The 16,997-nt window shown below is 55.9% G+C and carries 16 protein-coding genes; 15 read left to right on the top strand and 1 reads right to left on the bottom strand.

What is annotated here, in order from left to right; translation table 11 throughout:
- The first annotated feature begins 41 nt into the window (after window positions 1-41).
- The 3 genes from DV711_RS12125 to DV711_RS12115 all read left to right on the top strand — a co-directional run bounded on the left by DV711_RS12125 (window position 42) and on the right by DV711_RS12115 (window position 4,678).
- The gene (locus DV711_RS12125; protein WP_114695970.1) at window positions 42-1,229 is read left to right on the top strand and encodes an ATP phosphoribosyltransferase regulatory subunit; all 1,188 of its coding nucleotides are present in this window, start codon (window positions 42-44) and stop codon (window positions 1,227-1,229) included.
- A 29-nt stretch (window positions 1,230-1,258) separates the two neighbouring features.
- Window positions 1,259-2,554 carry an adenylosuccinate synthase gene (locus DV711_RS12120; protein WP_114695969.1) on the top strand — a complete coding sequence of 432 codons (1,296 nt, stop codon included), beginning with the start codon at window positions 1,259-1,261 and terminating at the stop codon, window positions 2,552-2,554.
- A 165-nt stretch (window positions 2,555-2,719) separates the two neighbouring features.
- Complete coding sequence (locus tag DV711_RS12115; RefSeq protein ID WP_165840103.1) at window positions 2,720-4,678, top strand: putative bifunctional diguanylate cyclase/phosphodiesterase; 1,959 nt, start codon at window positions 2,720-2,722, stop codon at window positions 4,676-4,678.
- A 142-nt stretch (window positions 4,679-4,820) separates the two neighbouring features.
- On the opposite strand, the gene DV711_RS12110 is transcribed toward DV711_RS12115, so the two are convergent.
- Window positions 4,821-5,600, bottom strand: a complete 780-nt coding sequence (locus DV711_RS12110) for an inositol monophosphatase family protein (protein ID WP_114695967.1) — start codon at window positions 5,598-5,600, stop codon at window positions 4,821-4,823.
- 170 nt (window positions 5,601-5,770) lie between these two features.
- Between DV711_RS12110 and trmJ the strand changes: the two genes are divergently transcribed.
- From trmJ to guaA, 12 genes are all read left to right on the top strand, one after another.
- The gene (gene trmJ, locus DV711_RS12105) at window positions 5,771-6,544 is read left to right on the top strand and encodes a tRNA (cytosine(32)/uridine(32)-2'-O)-methyltransferase TrmJ (RefSeq protein ID WP_114695966.1); all 774 of its coding nucleotides are present in this window, start codon (window positions 5,771-5,773) and stop codon (window positions 6,542-6,544) included.
- On the top strand, window positions 6,537-7,349 hold the full coding sequence (cysE, locus tag DV711_RS12100; RefSeq protein ID WP_114695965.1) for a serine O-acetyltransferase: 813 nt from the start codon (window positions 6,537-6,539) through the stop codon (window positions 7,347-7,349). The genes trmJ and cysE overlap by 8 nt, the downstream gene beginning before the upstream one ends.
- 275 nt (window positions 7,350-7,624) lie before the next feature.
- Window positions 7,625-8,104: a Fe-S cluster assembly transcriptional regulator IscR gene (iscR, locus tag DV711_RS12095; protein ID WP_114695964.1), complete on the top strand. Its 480-nt coding sequence runs from the start codon at window positions 7,625-7,627 to the stop codon at window positions 8,102-8,104.
- Between the two features lie 28 nt (window positions 8,105-8,132).
- Window positions 8,133-9,347, top strand: a complete 1,215-nt coding sequence (locus tag DV711_RS12090; RefSeq protein ID WP_114695963.1) for an IscS subfamily cysteine desulfurase — start codon at window positions 8,133-8,135, stop codon at window positions 9,345-9,347.
- Window positions 9,348-9,379: 32 nt separating this feature from the next.
- Window positions 9,380-9,760: a Fe-S cluster assembly scaffold IscU gene (iscU, locus tag DV711_RS12085; protein WP_114695962.1), complete on the top strand. Its 381-nt coding sequence runs from the start codon at window positions 9,380-9,382 to the stop codon at window positions 9,758-9,760.
- A gap of 61 nt (window positions 9,761-9,821) precedes the next feature.
- Window positions 9,822-10,145, top strand: coding sequence for an iron-sulfur cluster assembly protein IscA (gene iscA / locus DV711_RS12080; RefSeq protein ID WP_114695961.1), 324 nt, complete (start codon window positions 9,822-9,824; stop codon window positions 10,143-10,145).
- Between the two features lie 127 nt (window positions 10,146-10,272).
- Window positions 10,273-10,812 (top strand): co-chaperone HscB, encoded by a 540-nt coding sequence (gene hscB, locus DV711_RS12075; RefSeq protein ID WP_114695960.1) that lies wholly within the window; start codon window positions 10,273-10,275, stop codon window positions 10,810-10,812.
- A gap of 46 nt (window positions 10,813-10,858) precedes the next feature.
- Window positions 10,859-12,775 carry a Fe-S protein assembly chaperone HscA gene (gene hscA / locus DV711_RS12070; protein ID WP_114695959.1) on the top strand — a complete coding sequence of 639 codons (1,917 nt, stop codon included), beginning with the start codon at window positions 10,859-10,861 and terminating at the stop codon, window positions 12,773-12,775.
- Between the two features lie 42 nt (window positions 12,776-12,817).
- Window positions 12,818-13,156: an ISC system 2Fe-2S type ferredoxin gene (gene fdx / locus DV711_RS12065; protein WP_114695958.1), complete on the top strand. Its 339-nt coding sequence runs from the start codon at window positions 12,818-12,820 to the stop codon at window positions 13,154-13,156.
- A gap of 30 nt (window positions 13,157-13,186) precedes the next feature.
- Window positions 13,187-13,387, top strand: a complete 201-nt coding sequence (gene iscX / locus DV711_RS12060) for a Fe-S cluster assembly protein IscX (RefSeq protein WP_114695957.1) — start codon at window positions 13,187-13,189, stop codon at window positions 13,385-13,387.
- 417 nt (window positions 13,388-13,804) lie between these two features.
- Window positions 13,805-15,274 (top strand): IMP dehydrogenase, encoded by a 1,470-nt coding sequence (gene guaB / locus DV711_RS12055; RefSeq protein WP_114695956.1) that lies wholly within the window; start codon window positions 13,805-13,807, stop codon window positions 15,272-15,274.
- 109 nt (window positions 15,275-15,383) lie between these two features.
- On the top strand, window positions 15,384-16,961 hold the full coding sequence (gene guaA / locus DV711_RS12050) for a glutamine-hydrolyzing GMP synthase (protein ID WP_114695955.1): 1,578 nt from the start codon (window positions 15,384-15,386) through the stop codon (window positions 16,959-16,961).
- The last annotated feature ends 36 nt before the right edge of the window (window positions 16,962-16,997 follow it).

Genomic DNA, 16,997 nt, shown 5'->3' with positions numbered 1-16,997 from the left:
CCGAATTAACTGCTATCGCTCTTAAGGGAGCCTGAATACTGATGTCTATTGCTGATCGCTGGCTATTACCGGATGGGGTCAATGAGATCCTGCCGCAGCAGGCGCGCCAGGTAGAAGCGCTGCGGCGTAAACTGGTCGACCTGTTCGATTGCTGGGGTTACGACCTGGTTATGCCGCCGATGATCGAGTACCTGGAGTCTCTGCTGACCGGTACCGGCAACGATCTGGCGCTGAATACCTTCAAAGTGACCGACCAGTTGACCGGTCGGATGATGGGATTGCGGGCTGACACCACGCCGCAGGTGGCGCGCATCGATGCCCATAGCCTTAATCGTCAGGGGCCGACCCGACTCTGTTACGTCAATTCGGTGCTGCATACCGTGCCGGCCAATATGCTGACCAGTCGCTCGCCGATGCAGATCGGTGCCGAGCTGTACGGCCATGCTGGCGTCGATAGCGATATCGAAGTGATCAGCCTGATGCTCGAGGCGCTGACCCAGGTTGAGCTGGGACAGCCGCTGACTCTGGATCTGGGTCATGTGGGGATCTACCGTGCGCTGGTTGAGCAGGCTGAGCTGCAGGATGATGATCAGGCCGAGCTGTTTAGTCTGTTGCAGAAAAAGTCTCTGACCGAACTGGATGCCTTGCTGGAGACGCTGCAGCTGAGTGAATCGCAGCGCAATGCTTTCCGCCTGCTGGCTCAGCTCAATGGTGGTCGCGATACCATCGAGCGCGCCCGCCAGGCGCTACAGCAGGAATACCCGAGTATTGCGACCGCACTGGATGACCTGGAAGCGATTGCCGAGGCGGTCCTGACCCGTTTCCCGCAGGTTTCACTCTATTTCGACCTGGGTGAGCTGCGTGGTTACAACTACCATACCGGTGCAGTTTTTGCGGTCTATGTACCGACTTTTGGCCAGCCGCTGGCCAAGGGTGGTCGCTACGATGAGATCGGCAAGGATTTCGGTCGGGCTCGACCGGCAACCGGTTTTAGTGGCGATCTGAAAGTCATCGCCGAGTTGGCAGTGGATCATGCCGATCGACGTGGCGCGATTTTGGCGCCGGCCGATGGTGATTCGACGCTGGCCGACAAGATAAATGCACTGCGCCTGCAGGGTGAGCGAGTCATGCGGGCGTTGCCCGGCGTTGACTGTTCCGCTCAGGAGCAGGGCTGTGACCGACAACTGATTCTGCGTGACGGCGTCTGGGACGTCGCTGCTGCCGAGTAAATTTTCTAGCTAACTGAGATATTCGATCTATGGGCAAGAACGTCGTTGTATTAGGTACCCAATGGGGCGACGAGGGTAAGGGCAAGATTGTCGATCTGCTAACTGAGCAGGCGGCAGCGGTGGCTCGCTTTCAAGGCGGTCACAATGCTGGTCATACACTGGTTATCGACGGTGAGAAAACTGTTCTGCACCTGATTCCGTCTGGCATCCTGCGCGAAGACGTGCTTTGCATGATCGGCAACGGGGTGGTGCTCTCCCCTGAAGCGCTTCTCAAAGAGATGGCCGAGCTGGAGCAGCGCGGTGTGCCGGTTCGCGAGCGTCTGCGTCTGAGCCCGGCTTGTCCGTTGATCCTGCCGTATCACATTGCTCTGGATCAGGCCCGTGAACTGGCCCGCGGTAATGCCAAGATCGGCACCACCGGTCGGGGTATCGGTCCGGCTTACGAAGACAAGGTTGCTCGTCGTGGTCTGCGTCTGGGTGACATGATGAACCCGGAGCGTTTCGCTACCAAGCTCAAAGAAGTGCTGGAATACCACAACTTCGTGCTGACCAACTACTACAAGGTTGAGGCGATCGACTATCAGCAGACCCTGGATCAGGCGATGCAGATGGCCGAAGAGCTGCGCCCGATGGTGATCGACGTCACCGAAAAGCTGCACCAGTACCGTAACAACGGTGACAACATTCTGTTTGAAGGGGCTCAGGGTTCGCTGTTGGATATCGATCACGGCACCTACCCGTTCGTGACCTCCTCCAACACCACCGCTGGCGGCGTGGCTACCGGTAGCGGTTTCGGTCCGCTGTACCTGGATTACATCTTGGGTATCACCAAGGCTTACACCACCCGTGTAGGTTCCGGTCCGTTCCCGACCGAGCTGTTCGACGATATCGGCGAACACCTGGCAGTCAAAGGGCACGAAGTAGGTGCGACCACCGGTCGTGACCGTCGCTGTGGTTGGTTCGATTCAGTGGCACTGCGTCACTCCATCCAGATCAATAGTGTCTCCGGCATCTGCTTGACCAAGCTGGACGTGCTGGACGGCCTGGAGACGATCAAGATCTGCGTTGCCTACCAGGATGCCGACGGCAATCCGGTACCGATGCCGGTCGACAGTGAGGCCTTCGATGCGGTTGTGCCGGTCTACGAAGAGATGCCGGGCTGGAGCGAAACCACCTTTGGTGCCAAGTCGATGGATCAGCTGCCGCAGGCGGCGCTAAATTACATCAAGCGCCTGGAAGAGCTGGTCGGTGCGCCGGTCGACATCGTCTCGACTGGTCCGGATCGCAACGAGACTATCGTCCTACGCAGTGCGTTCGACGCCTGAGTTAGCCTGTAGTTAAATACTCGCACCAGATGATAAAGCGGCCAACTGGCCGCTTTTTTTGTTTTCGTTATGCAGCAAAATTGGTTGGCGGCTAGGCTTAATTGCCAAACCTCAACCAATCTTAGTCCTGTTGATAGTGTGAAGAAGCGTTCTTGCCAGAAATCTATGGATAGTTATTTAAACAGTCTCGTTACCTCTGTTTGGATATACGATATTGATAATTACCGTATTGTTTGGGCCAATAATGCGGCGCTTCACTTATGGGAGAGTAATTCCCTAGAAGAGCTGAGCAGCAGGGATTTCAAGCCGGGTAGCTCAGATGCTGTTCAGCAAACGTTGCGGGACTATCAACAGGTCTTTAAGTCGGGCCAGACGCTATCTAGATTTTGGCAGTATTCACCGAAAGGGATATTAAAGGAAGCCTACTGCCAGTTGTCTGGTTATACGCTTGAAGATGGCCGTATGGCACTTATGGTTGAGGCGATAGACGCTGACCATGTGAAAAAAGACTACGCGGCTGGCTCTATCGTATCGCTCTCTACCTACACCTTGGATGGGAAGTTCGTTAGCGGTAATCCGCCATTTTTAAACACTCAGGATGAGGGGTTTGTACATATAAAATCGCTTTTTGCTAATCAAGATGACTACGTTGAAATAATGAAAGTCGTCGATGAAGAGCGCAGCTATGAGGGCGATGTTCAGATAACTATTAATGATAGGATTTTATGGCATCGGCTTATTATCAGCATCAGAGGGAATGCTAAATCCGATCAGAAGATGCTGGTCCAGCAATTTAATATTGATGATAGAAAGAGAGAAGAGCTCGCGTTAGAGAAAGAGGTGGTTACCGATTCATTAACGGGATTGTTAAATCGAAGAGGTTTAAAGCGAGTCCTTAAAAGGGCTGAGCAGAGTCAGAAGGACTTTGTGGTTTTTTATATCGATCTTGACGGGTTTAAGCTGATCAATGACTCATTGGGCCATGGGGTCGGGGACAGGGTGCTTCAATCAATGGCAGAGCGCCTGGCCGCGGCGGAGCTGAGCAAAGGTCATGCCTGTCGATTCGGTGGCGATGAGTTTATTTGGGTGATAGATGAGGCGCTGTTGGATAGTAGTATTGAACAGGCGGCCAATCAGCTGATCGAGATGATGAATCGGCCTTTCTATGATGCTGAAGGGCGGCCAATCACTGTTTCGGTGAGTATCGGTATTGCTCATTATCCTAAGGACGGCGCTGACTTTGAGAACCTGATATTAAAGGCTGATGCCGCTATGTATCTAGCCAAGAAGCAGGGTAAGCATCGCTGGGTCAATTACTTAGACGGCATGGAAGATACGCTGCAGCGACAGAGTAAGCTGGCGCAGCACCTGTTCCAAGCGCTCAATCAAGATGAGTTTTCGCTCCACTATCAGCCAATCTTTAATGTAGAAAGCCGGCAGGTGTGCTCGCTGGAAGCGTTACTGAGGTGGAAGAGTCCAGTTTTAGGTTGGGTGCCTACCGACGAGTGTATTCGGGTGGCAGAAGAGATCGGCGTTATCATCGAAATCGAAAAGTGGGTGATTTCAACGGCGATCCGAGATCTGAAGGAGTTTAGGTGCCTCTTCGATTCAGACGTGACCATTGCGATAAATGTTTCTACAAAATATTTCGCTAATCCGGATTTTGTTGGATTCGTTAGTCAGGCTTTAAATGAGAATGGGTTTGATAGCTCTGCGATTAATATAGAGCTGACTGAAGGCGCGCTTTTATTTGATTTGAACAGGAACGATAACGCAGCATCAAAGATCGTAGAGCAGGGGATGTCGATCAGTATCGATGATTTTGGCACGGGTTATTCATCCTTGGCTTATCTGTATAGAATTCCGGCAACTCACGTAAAGATTGATCGGTCATTTACCGAGCGAGTAGAAGACGATGCGACGATGGTTTCCAGTATTCAGCATCTGATCGAGTCATTGAAATTTGAGGCGGTTGTGGAAGGGGTTGAATCTTTGTCGCAGTCTAAGCTGCTTGCGCAGATGGGAATTAAGCTGCAGCAGGGGTTTGGGTTGGGTCTGCCCAAGCCATTGGCGTTTTATCTGGATCAGGCAAATAGAGAGGGGCTTCCCGGGCTTAATCTCTAGAGGGTTTTGCGCGGGTATTGTAAGTACCTGCGGTGAACTGGCACAAGGCGAGCGCTGTGGTTAACAGTCTGGTTGTTGACTGCTGCTATCAAAGTCACAAAAAAGGCGACCTAAGGTCGCCTTTTTCTTTTGCTGGGTCGGCTTACTTGGCCAGCGTCTGTAGCATCTGCTTGAACAGTTTGGGGTTGGCCGCGACCAGGCTGTCGGTAAACTTGTTGCCGCCGTTGAGATCACCAACCAGGGCGCCGGCTTCCTGCAGCAGCAGTAAGCCCGGTTCCAGTTCCCATTCGTAGGCGCCGAGAATCCAGCAACCGTCGGTACGACCAGCGGCTTGGTAAGCCATTGCCAGGGCGCTGGAGCCTCCGACATGCAGCTGGGCACCCTGTAGGTAGAGCTGGCGGCTGCCGTTGAGCTGTTGCTCGAGTCGGGCTTCGTCGCTCTGGCCGGAGAAGTGGCAGCCGATCAGCGAGTTCGGCAGTCTTTTCAGATCGCTGACGCGGATCCGTTTGCCGTTGACCTGGGCGCCGCGACCACGGCTGGCGGTGAACTCTTCGCCGGTGATCGGATTCAGGATCACGGCGTGTTCGATTTTTCCACGCAGTTTGCAGACGATGGTCAGGGCAAAGGAGGGCAGTGCGTTGGCGAAATTGGTCAGACCGTCGATCGGGTTGACGAACCATTCAAAATCACTGGCTTCTTCGGCACCGATGTTGCCGCTGTGCTGGCCCTGGATACGGTGACCCGGGTTGGCCTTGAGCAAGTGATAAGCCACGGACTTTTCGGCGCCGGCGGCGGTTTCTGTGATGAAATCGGCCACGCTTTGTTGCTCGGACTTGATGATGTCCAGGCGTTCAATGGCACGGGCGACCTGCTCGCCGGCGATACGCGCAGCGCGCAAGGCGATGTTCAAAGTAGGTTGCATGATAAAGAGCTACGTCTAGTGAGAATAAGCGACCGCGAATTATACAAAGAACCGGGCTGGATAACCATCCATCGATGCAATCTACTTTGATTAACAGGTGTGGATTGTCTTATAGGATCGCTCAGTTATCTGCTAGAATTTGCGGCCTTCGAAATTGATGGAGCGGATTGATGCTTGCGTCGGTGCGGATCGTTTTGGTGAACACCAGCCATCCCGGCAATATCGGTGGTGTCGCCCGAGCGATGAAAAACATGGCGATCAGTAAGCTGGTACTGGTGGATCCCAAAGAGTTTCCCAGCGAAAAGGCCACGGCTCGGGCTTCGGGGGCTACCGATATTCTCGAGTCTGCAGAGGTGGTTTCGACCCTGGAGCAGGCGTTGGAAGGTTGTCAGCTGGTCGTAGGTGCCAGTGCTCGCAGTCGTCATATTCCCTGGCCGGTGGTCAATCCTCGCGAAATGGCCCAGCAGGTAGCCGCGGTCCAGAAAGAATCTGACGCAGCGGTCGAGGTGGCCTTGGTATTCGGTCGCGAAGACCGTGGTTTGACCAACGAAGAGCTGCATCGCTGTCACCGCCATGTCCATATTCCCTCCAACCCGGATTTCAGTTCGCTGAATTTGGCGGCGGCGGTGCAGGTGATCTGCTACGAGTTGCGGATGGCCGCATTGGCCGAGGATCCGGCGTCCGAATTGAATGACGTGTCCCGCTGGGGTACTGCTTGGGATATCGAATCGGCCACGTCCGATGAGCTGGAGCGGTTCTTCGAGCACCTGGAGCAGGCGCTGATCGAGATCGACTTTCTCGATCCGGATAACCCGCGTCAACTGATGACCCGGTTACGCCGGCTTTACATGCGATCCCATCCAGACAAGGTGGAGATCGGTATTTTGCGTGGAATTTTGACCGCGACACAGAAAGTACAGAAACAGGGTGGAGACCATGTTTAATCAGCTGCGTGAGGATATCGGGTCGGTCTTTGAGCGGGATCCGGCCGCACGAAATGCCTTTGAGGTTTTGACCAACTACCCGGGCTTGCACGCGCTGCTGTACCACCGTTTGTGCCATGCGCTATGGAAGCGGGGCTTCAAATGGCTGGCGCGGATGATCTCGACCTTGTCGCGCTGGTTGACCGGTATTGAGATCCATCCTGGTGCTCGGATCGGGCGTCGCTTCTTTATCGATCACGGCATGGGTGTGGTGATCGGCGAAACCGCCGAGATCGGCGATGACGTGACCCTCTATCATGGCGTGACGCTGGGTGGTACCACCTGGAATAAAGGCAAGCGCCACCCGACCCTGTGTGATGGTGTCGTTGTTGGTGCCGGCGCCAAGATTCTGGGTCCGTTTGAGGTTGGTGAAGGCGCGCGGATCGGTTCCAATGCCGTGGTCACCAAGGCTGTTCCGGCGGGTGCTACCGTGGTGGGTATACCGGGTCGTATTGTTCGCAGTCGGATCGATCCGGAATCGATGGACGAAGCGGATCAGAAGCGGCAGCAGATGGCCGATAAGATCGGCTTTGATGCCTACGGGGTGACCAGTGAGCTGCCTGACCCGGTGGCGCATGCGATTCAGTCGCTGCTGGATCATATGCAGGCGGTCGATAACCGGCTCGAGGTCATGACCAAGGCGATGAATCAGGTCGGAGTGAAGTGCCCGGACCAAAAACTCCCCGAGTTGAAGGCGGAGGACTTCGCGGCGGTCGAAGAGGATCGCCCCGTATCCGAAACGGTTGATAAGCTGGATAGCAAGTAAAGCCGGGCTTTAAGTGGGTTGCGCGGGTGGTTCGTCTGCCCGTGACTTGAGTTTTATCAAGGCCTGTTTCCGGGGGCTGGCTATCATCTCGGGCTTTGGATTTTGGCAGTGGTTTTAGCCTTGCAAGCACTGTGGTAGAGTGGACGCCCCTCCTCCCTCGGAAACGGGCCGGTCGAATTATCTATAACTGATCAAAATAGTCGGATAAATAATTGACTAAAATAGTCGGCTAATAGATAATCCTCGCCAGAAATAATGATAACCGGGGGGCAACCATGCGATTAACAACCAAGGGACGTTACGCTGTTACAGCGATGCTGGATCTGGCACTGCATGAAGGGCGTGGTCCGATCAGTCTTGCTGATATCTCATCACGACAGCTGATTTCCCTCTCTTATCTGGAGCAGTTGTTTGCCAAGCTGCGCCGCAATGATCTGGTCAAAAGTGTTCGAGGCCCTGGTGGTGGTTACCAGCTGAGCCGGGACAAGGCCGACATTTATATCGTGCAGGTGATTGATGCGGTTAACGAGTCCGTCGACGCTACAGGCTGTGGTGGTAAGGGAGACTGTCACGAGGGCGAAGCCTGTCTGACCCATCATCTGTGGTGTGACCTGAGTGATCAGATCCATGCGTTCCTGAGCGGAATCTCACTGGCGGATCTGGTTGCCCGACGTGATGTGCAGGAGGTCTCTCAGCGACAGGATCGCGTCCGCCTGCAATCGATCGAATTTGAACGTATCGAAGCTACCGGTTAACCCTGGGCTTCGCAGAACGGAGATTAGAATGAAGCTGCCGATTTATCTGGATTACTCTGCGACCACACCGATGGATCCGCGGGTTGCCGAAAAGATGACCGAGTGTCTGACTCTGGAAGGTAACTTTGGTAATCCGGCTTCACGTTCCCACCTGTTCGGCTGGAAGGCGGAGGAAGCGGTGGAGACCGCCCGTCGCCAAGTGGCCGATCTGGTCAATTGTGATCCCCGCGAGATTGTCTGGACCTCTGGTGCGACCGAGTCCGACAACCTGGCGATCAAAGGTGTGGCCCACTTCTACAGCAAGAAGGGCAAGCACATCATTACCTCCAAGATCGAACACAAGGCGGTGCTGGATACCTGTCGTCAACTGGAGCGTGAAGGCTTCGAGGTGACCTACCTGGATCCGCAGCCCAATGGCATCGTGACCCCGGAGTCGGTGGCCGAGGCCCTGCGTGAAGATACGATTCTGGTGTCGATCATGCACGTCAACAACGAGATCGGCGTGATCAACGATATTGAAGCGATCGGCGAGTTGACCCGTGCCAACAAGGTGCTGTTCCATGTCGATGCGGCTCAGAGCGCCGGTAAGATCAATATCGATCTGGAGCGTCTGAAGGTCGATCTGATGTCCTTCTCCGCCCATAAAGTGTACGGACCCAAGGGTATCGGTGCCTTGTATGTCCGCCGTAAGCCGCGGGTTCGTCTCGAAGCGCAGATGCACGGCGGTGGTCACGAGCGTGGCATGCGTTCCGGCACCCTGGCGACTCACCAGATTGTCGGCATGGGCGAGGCCTTTGCGATCGCCAAAGCCGAGATGCATGAAGAGAACAAGCGTCTGTTGAAGTTGCGTCAGCGTCTGTGGGACGGCGTTCAGGACCTGGAGCAGGTATTCTGCAACGGCGATTTTGACCAGCGTGTGGCCAGCAACATCAATGTCAGCTTCAACTTCGTCGAAGGCGAGTCGCTGCTGATGGCGCTGAAGGACCTGGCGGTTTCCTCCGGTTCGGCCTGCACATCGGCCAGCCTCGAGCCTTCTTATGTGCTGCGTGCGCTGGGCATGAACGACGAGCTGGCACACAGCTCGATCCGTTTCAGCTTCGGTCGCTTCACCACCGAAGAAGATGTGGACTTTGCAATTGATAAGATCCGGACTGCGGTCTCCAAGCTGCGTGAATTGTCGCCGCTGTGGGATATGTACAAAGACGGCGTTGATCTGGACAAGGTCGAGTGGGTCAGCCACTAAGGCCCCCACCGATCAACAAGAGGTAGAGAGAGATGGCATATAGCGAAGAAGTACTGGACCACTACGAAAACCCGCGTAATGTCGGCAAGATGGACGACAAAGACCAGCAGGTCGGTACCGGCATGGTTGGTGCCCCGGCGTGTGGCGATGTGATGCGTCTGCAGATCAAAGTCAGCGACGAGGGTGTCATCGAGGATGCCAAGTTCAAGACCTACGGTTGCGGCTCGGCGATCGCCTCCAGCTCCCTGGTGACCGAATGGGTCAAGGGGATGACGTTGGATCAGGCGGCGGATCTGAAAAACACTCAGATCTCCGAAGAGCTGGCATTGCCGCCGGTGAAGATTCACTGCTCCGTGCTGGCCGAAGATGCGATCAAGGCAGCGATCGCTGACTATCGGAAGAAAAACGGGTAATAGCTGGTCGGTCGGGTGCGGTGGTTGTGCCCGGTCAGATCAACAAGATTAAGGAAGTGCTATGGCAATCACCATGACTACGGCAGCCCATAACCATGTCAGCCGGTTCCTCGAGAATCGAGGCGGTGGCGTGGGTATTCGTCTGGCGGTACGTACCACCGGATGCTCCGGAATGGGATACGTACTCGAGTTTGCCGATGAGGTGGCCGAAGAAGATCAGGTGTTCGACATCGAAGGCTTGAAAGTGGTGATCGATCCCAAGAGTCTGGTGTACCTGGATGGGACTGAGCTTGATTTCGTCAAAGAGGGTCTGAACGAAGGCTTCAAGTTCAATAACCCCAATGCCCGCAGTGAATGCGGTTGTGGCGAAAGCTTCAGCGTTTGAGGCGAGCCCTCAATACCTGAAATAAAGCCACAGCAGCTGGCGTCCGAACCGAACCTCGGGAGGCAGGTTTTAGCCTCCCTTTCAGTGCCTGAAACCAGCAGACACGGAACCTACCTAAGCTGAATCCATGGCTATCGAACAAAATTACTTCATCCTGTTTGAGCTGCCTCAGCAGTATCAAGTCGATACAGCGCTGTTGTCCGAACGTTATCGGGCCCTGCAAAAGACTCTCCATCCCGATCGTTATGCCCATAAGAGCGAGCGCGAACAGCTGCAGGCTGTTCAAGCCTCGGCGCATCTGAACGAAGCGCTGGCAACGCTGAAATCACCGCTACGACGAGCTGCCTATCTGTTGTCGCTCAAGGGTGTGGATACCGATGTCAGTCATCAAACGGTTTCCGATGGTGCTTTCCTGATGCAGCAGATGATGCTGCGCGAACAGCTTGATGATGCACGGCACGCGGATGATCCGTTTGAGGCGCTAGAAGAGCTGCTTGAGCAGTTGCAGGGTAGTGAGGCTGAGCTGCAGCAGTCGCTTGAATCGCAGCTACAAAGTGATGATCCGGCGGTGCTGAGCGATGCGCTGGATAATCTGCGAAAATTACAGTTCTTTGACAAATTACGGCATGAGATCGAGCGGGTCGAAGACGAGCTGGATGATCTCTAAATACCCTGACCAACGCAGGGCCTGAACCAAAAGGATACAAACCTAGATGGCGTTACTACAGATTGCGGAGCCGGGGCAAAGTGCCAAGCCCCATCAGCATAAACTGGCGGTTGGGATCGATCTGGGAACCACCAACTCACTGGTGGCCACCGTGCGCAGCGGCGAGGCGGATACGCTGGCCGATGTGGAGGGGCGTCATCTGTTGCCGTCGGTGGTGCGTTATCATGGCGGTGATCAGGCCGCCGAGGTCGGATACAGTGCCCGCGAGGCTGCGTCAGGGGACCCGCTTAACACCATCGTATCGGTGAAGCGTTTTATGGGCCGTGGTCTGGCTGATGTGAAGAGCCTCGGCGATCAGTTACCCTACGATTTTGTCGAGACTGATGGCGGCATGCCCTATTTGCAGACCGTGGCCGGCGAGAAGAGTCCGGTCCAGGTTTCTGCCGATATTCTTAAGACCCTGGCTGACCGAGGTCATGAAGCCTTGGGTGGCGAGCTGGTCGGTGCGGTAATCACGGTTCCGGCCTATTTTGATGAAGCTCAGCGCCAGGCCACCAAAGATGCCGCCAAGTTGGCTGGTATTAACGTACTTCGGTTGCTCAATGAACCGACTGCAGCGGCGGTGGCCTATGGACTCGATAGTGCGGCTGAAGGGACCTTCGCGATCTACGATCTGGGTGGCGGAACCTTCGATATTTCGATTTTGCGTCTCAATCGTGGCGTCTTCGAAGTACTCTCTACCGGCGGCGACAGTGCCTTGGGCGGGGATGACTTCGACCATGCTATCGCCGAGTGGGTGCTGCAGCAGATGGGGGTTGAGCAGCTGGCTCAGCAACAGCAGCGCCGGCTGTTGGATCTGGCTCGATCGGTTAAGGAGCAGTTGAGCGGGGCCGATCAGGCCGAGCTGAGCTTTGAACTGGATGGTCAGTCCTGGCAGGGGGCATTAAGCCTTGAGCAGTTCAATGGTTTGATCGAACCCAAGATCAAGCAAACGCTGCGTGCCTGTCGTCGAGCGTTGAAGGACGCCGGTGTCGAGGCCGACCAGATCAGTGAAGTGGTGATGGTAGGCGGATCGACCCGGGTACCCCATGTGCGCACACTGGTGGAAAAGTTCTTCGGCAATGTGCCTCACAGTGAGATCGATCCGGATCGGGTGGTTGCGATCGGTGCGGCGATTCAAGCCGATGTGCTGGCCGGCAACAAGCCCGATGCTGAGATGCTGTTGCTGGATGTGATTCCGCTATCGCTGGGGCTCGAAACCATGGGCGGTCTGGTCGAGAAAGTAATCGATCGAAACACGCCGATCCCGGTGGCTCGTGCCCAGGAATTCACCACCTATAAGGATGGCCAGACTGCGATGGCGATCCATGTTCTGCAAGGCGAGCGCGAACTGGTCGATGATTGTCGTTCATTGTCGCGCTTCGAGTTGCGTGGCATTCCCCCGATGGCGTCTGGCAATGCCAAGGTGCGGGTGACCTTCCAGGTCGATGCCGATGGCCTGTTGGCGGTGACGGCTCGCGAGCTGAACAGCGGTGTCGAGAGCTCGGTAGAGGTCAAGCCGTCCTACGGCCTGAGTGATGGTGAGATTGCCCGGATGATCCAGGACTCGTTCAGTCATGCCCAGGAAGACCATGATGCCCGTACATTGCGTGAGCAGCAGGTCGAGGCGGATCGTTTGGTAGAAGCGCTCGAAAGTGCCTTGGCGGCCGATGGTGAGCGGCTGCTCCATGCCGATGATCTGGCTGCGCTCTCCCAGGGGGTTGAGCAGCTTAAGCGGGTTCGTCAGGGAACCGATCACAAGCTGATCGCCAAGGGAATCGAGGTGCTGTCGGCGGCCAGTGACGAGTTTGCCGCCCGTCGGATGGATGAAGGTGTGCGCCAAGCGCTGTCTGGCCATGCGGTCGACGAGCTCAATCCAGACGAGCAAGAGCTGTCCGACCTGCCCGATTGTTTAAAGAAGTAACTAATTGTCCGTGGGTTAATCACCCCAAAACGAGGAGTTCCGATGCCCCAGTTGATTTTTCTACCCCACCACGAGCTTTGCCCTGAAGGTAAGGTGGTTGAGGTTGAGCCGGGTGTTACCGTTCTTGATGCGGCGCTGGCCGAAGGGATTGAGATCGAGCACGCCTGTGAAAAATCCTGTGCCTGCACCACCTGTCATGTCATCGTTCGCGAAGGCTTCGATTCGATGGAGGAGTCCGACGAGCTCGAGGACGATATGCTCGATAAGGCCTGGGGGCTGGAGCCTGACTCACGTTTGAGCTGTCAGGCGGTGGTTGCTGACGAAGATCTGGTAATCGAGATTCCGAAGTACACCCTTAATCAGGTGTCCGAGAATCACTGATACCTTTAATTAATGCCGGGAGGAAGACCCATGTCACTGAAGTGGATCGACACCCTCGATATTGCGATCGAGCTGAGTGAAAAGTACCCGGACGTCGACCCGACATCGATCCGGTTTACCGATCTTTATACTTGGGTGCTGGAGCTGGAAGATTTCGATGATGATCCCAAGCACTGCGGCGAGAAGATCCTAGAGGCGATCCAGGCGGCCTGGATCGACGAGATGGACTAGCGAGCAGCGCCGCTCTCGTTTCGAACGCCAAAAATTCGTCTATTACCGCAAACAGCTCTGAATAGCCATTGTTCAGGGCTGTTTGTCGTTATATAATCCGCCGTTTTTTCCCGAGGGAGCCTGCGAACAAGCCCCTACGGCTTCTGCAAGTGCCTGAAGTGCGCAAGTTCTAGGCGCAAGCTGCAGCTAATGGCCTTCGCCCTTGGCAAAGGTTGTAACGACGAAATTGTGTGCTTCAGGTCTTGCCCTACGGGGATTTCAGCTTGACCCGCACTCTGCGTTTCAGCTTTTCGTAAGGTCTAGACATTGCTTCAAAGCTGCGCCTTGATTGCGAATCAAGCTGAAAGCCAGAAGCGCGTAAGGACTTATTCGCAGGTTCCCTAGGCGCAGCCCCTGCCCGATTTGGAGGTTTTACCCATGTTGCGTGTTGCTCAGGAAGCATTGACCTTCGACGACGTTCTGCTGGTACCCGGCTATTCCGAGGTACTGCCCAAAGATGTCTGCCTCAAGACCCGTCTGACCCGTGGAATCGAGCTGAATATCCCGCTGGTATCGGCTGCGATGGATACAGTAACCGAATCGCGCCTGGCCATTGCCATGGCCCAGGAAGGCGGTATCGGTATCATCCACAAGAACATGACCATCGAGCAGCAGGCTGCCGAGGTGCTTAAGGTGAAGCGCTTCGAGAGCGGTGTGGTCAAGGATCCGGTCACCTGCAGTTCCGATCTGACCGTCGGTGAGCTGCACAAGCTGGCCGAGCAGCATGGTTTTTCCGGTTTCCCGGTTCTCGATGGGGATGACCTGGTCGGTATCGTGACCAGCCGGGATATGCGCTTCGAACGTCACTTGGACGCCACCGTTGCCTCCATCATGACTCCCAAGGATCGTCTGGTTACGGTCCAGGAAGGGGTCGATCCTGACAAGGTTCGCAATCTGCTGCGTAAGCATCGAATCGAGAAGATCCTGGTGGTCGATGCGGATTTCCGTCTGCAGGGGATGATGACCGTTAAGGACATGAACAAGGCCAAGGCCTACCCCAGTGCCGCCAAAGATAGCGAAGGCCGACTGATTGTCGGTGCTGCGGTCGGTACCGGCCCGGAAACTCCGGACCGTATCACCGCGCTGGTCAATGCCGGTGTCGATGTGGTGATTATTGATACCGCTCACGGTCACTCCAAGGGTGTGATCGATCGCGTTCGCTGGGCCAAAGAGACTTTCCCGCAGCTGCAGGTGATCGGTGGAAACATCGCCACTGCCGAGGCGGCGACTGCGCTGGCTGATGCCGGTGCCGATGGCGTTAAGGTCGGTATCGGTCCGGGTTCCATCTGTACCACCCGAATCGTTGCCGGTGTCGGTGTTCCACAGATCTCAGCGGTCGCCAACGTGGCGGCAGCGCTGGCTGAGCGCGGTGTGCCTCTAATCGCCGATGGCGGTGTGCGCTTCTCCGGCGACCTGTCCAAGGCCATTGTGGCCGGTGCCTCAGCGGTAATGGTTGGCGGCATGCTGGCCGGTACCGACGAAGCCCCCGGTGAGGTTGAGCTGTACCAAGGTCGGGCCTTTAAAGCTTACCGCGGCATGGGCTCGATCGGCGCCATGGCGCAGTCGCAAGGCTCCTCGGATCGTTACTTCCAGGATAACAGCGCCGGAGCAGAGAAGTTGGTCCCCGAAGGGATCGAAGGTCGGGTGCCCTGTAAAGGCCCGATGGCTGCGGTGGTGCACCAGCTGATGGGCGGGCTGCGCTCCAGCATGGGCTACACCGGTAGCGCCAACGTGGAGCAGATGCGCACCGAGCCGCAGTTTGTTCGCATCACCGGCGCCGGCATGAAGGAAAGCCACGTCCACGATGTGACCATCACCAAGGAAGCGCCCAACTATCGCGTGGGCTAAGCAGAATAAGTAAACCGATGGGGCTGTAGTTGCAGCCCCATTGTTTTTTTATCGCTTTATTTGATAAGCAGATACAGACGGTGACAGACCGTCGGCGGAGACTAATACCGTGACCCAAGATATCCATGCGCAACGTATTCTGATTCTGGACTTCGGATCCCAGTACACTCAGCTGATCGCCCGTCGGGTGCGCGAGTGTGGGGTTTACTCGGAAATTCGTGCCTTCGACATGAGCGAGGAGGAGATCCGCGAGTTTAATCCCAAGGGGATCATCCTGGCTGGTGGGCCGGAATCGGTGACCGGTTCCGACACCCCGCGGGCGCCGCAGTTGGTGTTTGAACTGGGCGTACCGGTACTGGGTATCTGCTACGGCATGCAGACCATGGCGGAGCAGTTGGGCGGCAAGGTTGAAAGCTCCGATCTGCGTGAGTTTGGTTATGCTCAGGTTCGTACCGAAGGCAAGAGTGCGCTGCTGGATGGTATCGAAGATCACGTGGCCAACAACGGTGTATTGTTGCTGGACGTGTGGATGAGCCACGGCGACAAGGTCACCGAAATGCCGGAAGGTTTCCACCTGATGGCGGCCACCGAGAGTGCACCGATCGCGGGTATGTACGACGAGCAGCGCAAGTTCTATGGGGTTCAGTTCCACCCGGAAGTGACTCACACCAAGCAGGGTGATCGTATCCTGTCCCGCTTCGTGCGTGATATCTGCGGCACCGAAGCACTCTGGACGCCGACCAATATCGTCAAAGACGCGATCGCGCAGGTGCGCGAGCAGGTTGGCGACGATCACGTGCTGCTGGGTCTATCCGGTGGGGTCGACTCCTCCGTGGTGGCAGCGCTGCTGCACAAGGCGATCGGCGATCAACTGACCTGTGTGTTTGTTGATAACGGCCTGCTGCGTAAGCACGAGGGCGACCAGGTGATGGACATGTTCGCCAAGAACATGGGCGTCAAGGTGATCCGCGCCGATGCCGAAGAGCTGTTCCTGGGCAAACTCAAGGGAATTAGCGATCCGGAGCAGAAGCGCAAGATTATCGGTAACACCTTTATCGAGGTGTTCGACGACGAAGCGGCTAAGATCGACAATGTTAAATGGCTGGCCCAGGGCACCATCTACCCGGATGTTATTGAATCTGCTGCTGCTAAGACCGGCAAGGCCCATGTGATCAAGTCCCACCACAATGTCGGCGGTCTGCCCGACGACATGAAGCTGGATCTGGTCGAGCCGCTGCGTGAGCTGTTCAAAGACGAGGTTCGCAAGATCGGTCTGGAGCTGGGTCTGCCCTACGACATGGTCTACCGTCACCCGTTCCCGGGACCGGGCCTGGGTGTTCGGATTCTCGGCGAAGTGAAGAAAGAATACGCCGACATCCTGCGTGAAGCCGATGCGATCTTTATCGAGGAGCTGCACAAATCCGGTTGGTACCATAAGACCAGCCAGGCGTTTGTAGTATTCCTGCCGGTTAAGTCTGTTGGCGTAGTCGGTGATGGTCGTCGCTACGAGTACGTGGTCTCACTGCGTGCGGTCGAAACCATCGACTTTATGACCGCCCGCTGGGCCCATCTGCCCTATGACCTGCTGGAAACCGTGTCCGGCCGGATCATCAACGAGATCTCGGGTATCTCCCGGGTCGCCTACGACGTATCCAGCAAGCCGCCGGCCACCATCGAGTGGGAATAAACGGTTGTTGCTGCGTTCGGTAAGTTGAACGGATAG

This window comes from Motiliproteus coralliicola (genome assembly GCF_003345655.1).
GTDB lineage: Bacteria > Pseudomonadota > Gammaproteobacteria > Pseudomonadales > Balneatricaceae > Motiliproteus > Motiliproteus coralliicola.
Note: the sequence above shows the minus strand (reverse complement) of the source record. Positions and strands in the feature narration are given on the sequence as shown.

Bases quoted from the DNA above. Each gene is read 5' to 3' on its own strand.
- cysE (WP_114695965.1), top strand. From the start codon at position 6,537: ATGTTTAATCAGCTGCGTGAGGATATCGGGTCGGTCTTTGAGCGGGAT.
- hscA (WP_114695959.1), top strand. From the start codon at position 10,859: ATGGCGTTACTACAGATTGCGGAGCCGGGGCAAAGTGCCAAGCCCCAT.
- trmJ (WP_114695966.1), top strand. From the start codon at position 5,771: ATGCTTGCGTCGGTGCGGATCGTTTTGGTGAACACCAGCCATCCCGGC.
- iscR (WP_114695964.1), top strand. From the start codon at position 7,625: ATGCGATTAACAACCAAGGGACGTTACGCTGTTACAGCGATGCTGGAT.
- hscB (WP_114695960.1), top strand. From the start codon at position 10,273: ATGGCTATCGAACAAAATTACTTCATCCTGTTTGAGCTGCCTCAGCAG.
- fdx (WP_114695958.1), top strand. From the start codon at position 12,818: ATGCCCCAGTTGATTTTTCTACCCCACCACGAGCTTTGCCCTGAAGGT.
- DV711_RS12090 (WP_114695963.1), top strand. From the start codon at position 8,133: ATGAAGCTGCCGATTTATCTGGATTACTCTGCGACCACACCGATGGAT.
- DV711_RS12110 (WP_114695967.1), bottom strand. From the start codon at position 5,600: ATGCAACCTACTTTGAACATCGCCTTGCGCGCTGCGCGTATCGCCGGC.
- iscA (WP_114695961.1), top strand. From the start codon at position 9,822: ATGGCAATCACCATGACTACGGCAGCCCATAACCATGTCAGCCGGTTC.
- DV711_RS12120 (WP_114695969.1), top strand. From the start codon at position 1,259: ATGGGCAAGAACGTCGTTGTATTAGGTACCCAATGGGGCGACGAGGGT.
- guaB (WP_114695956.1), top strand. From the start codon at position 13,805: ATGTTGCGTGTTGCTCAGGAAGCATTGACCTTCGACGACGTTCTGCTG.
- DV711_RS12115 (WP_165840103.1), top strand. From the start codon at position 2,720: ATGGATAGTTATTTAAACAGTCTCGTTACCTCTGTTTGGATATACGAT.
- iscX (WP_114695957.1), top strand. From the start codon at position 13,187: ATGTCACTGAAGTGGATCGACACCCTCGATATTGCGATCGAGCTGAGT.
- DV711_RS12125 (WP_114695970.1), top strand. From the start codon at position 42: ATGTCTATTGCTGATCGCTGGCTATTACCGGATGGGGTCAATGAGATC.
- iscU (WP_114695962.1), top strand. From the start codon at position 9,380: ATGGCATATAGCGAAGAAGTACTGGACCACTACGAAAACCCGCGTAAT.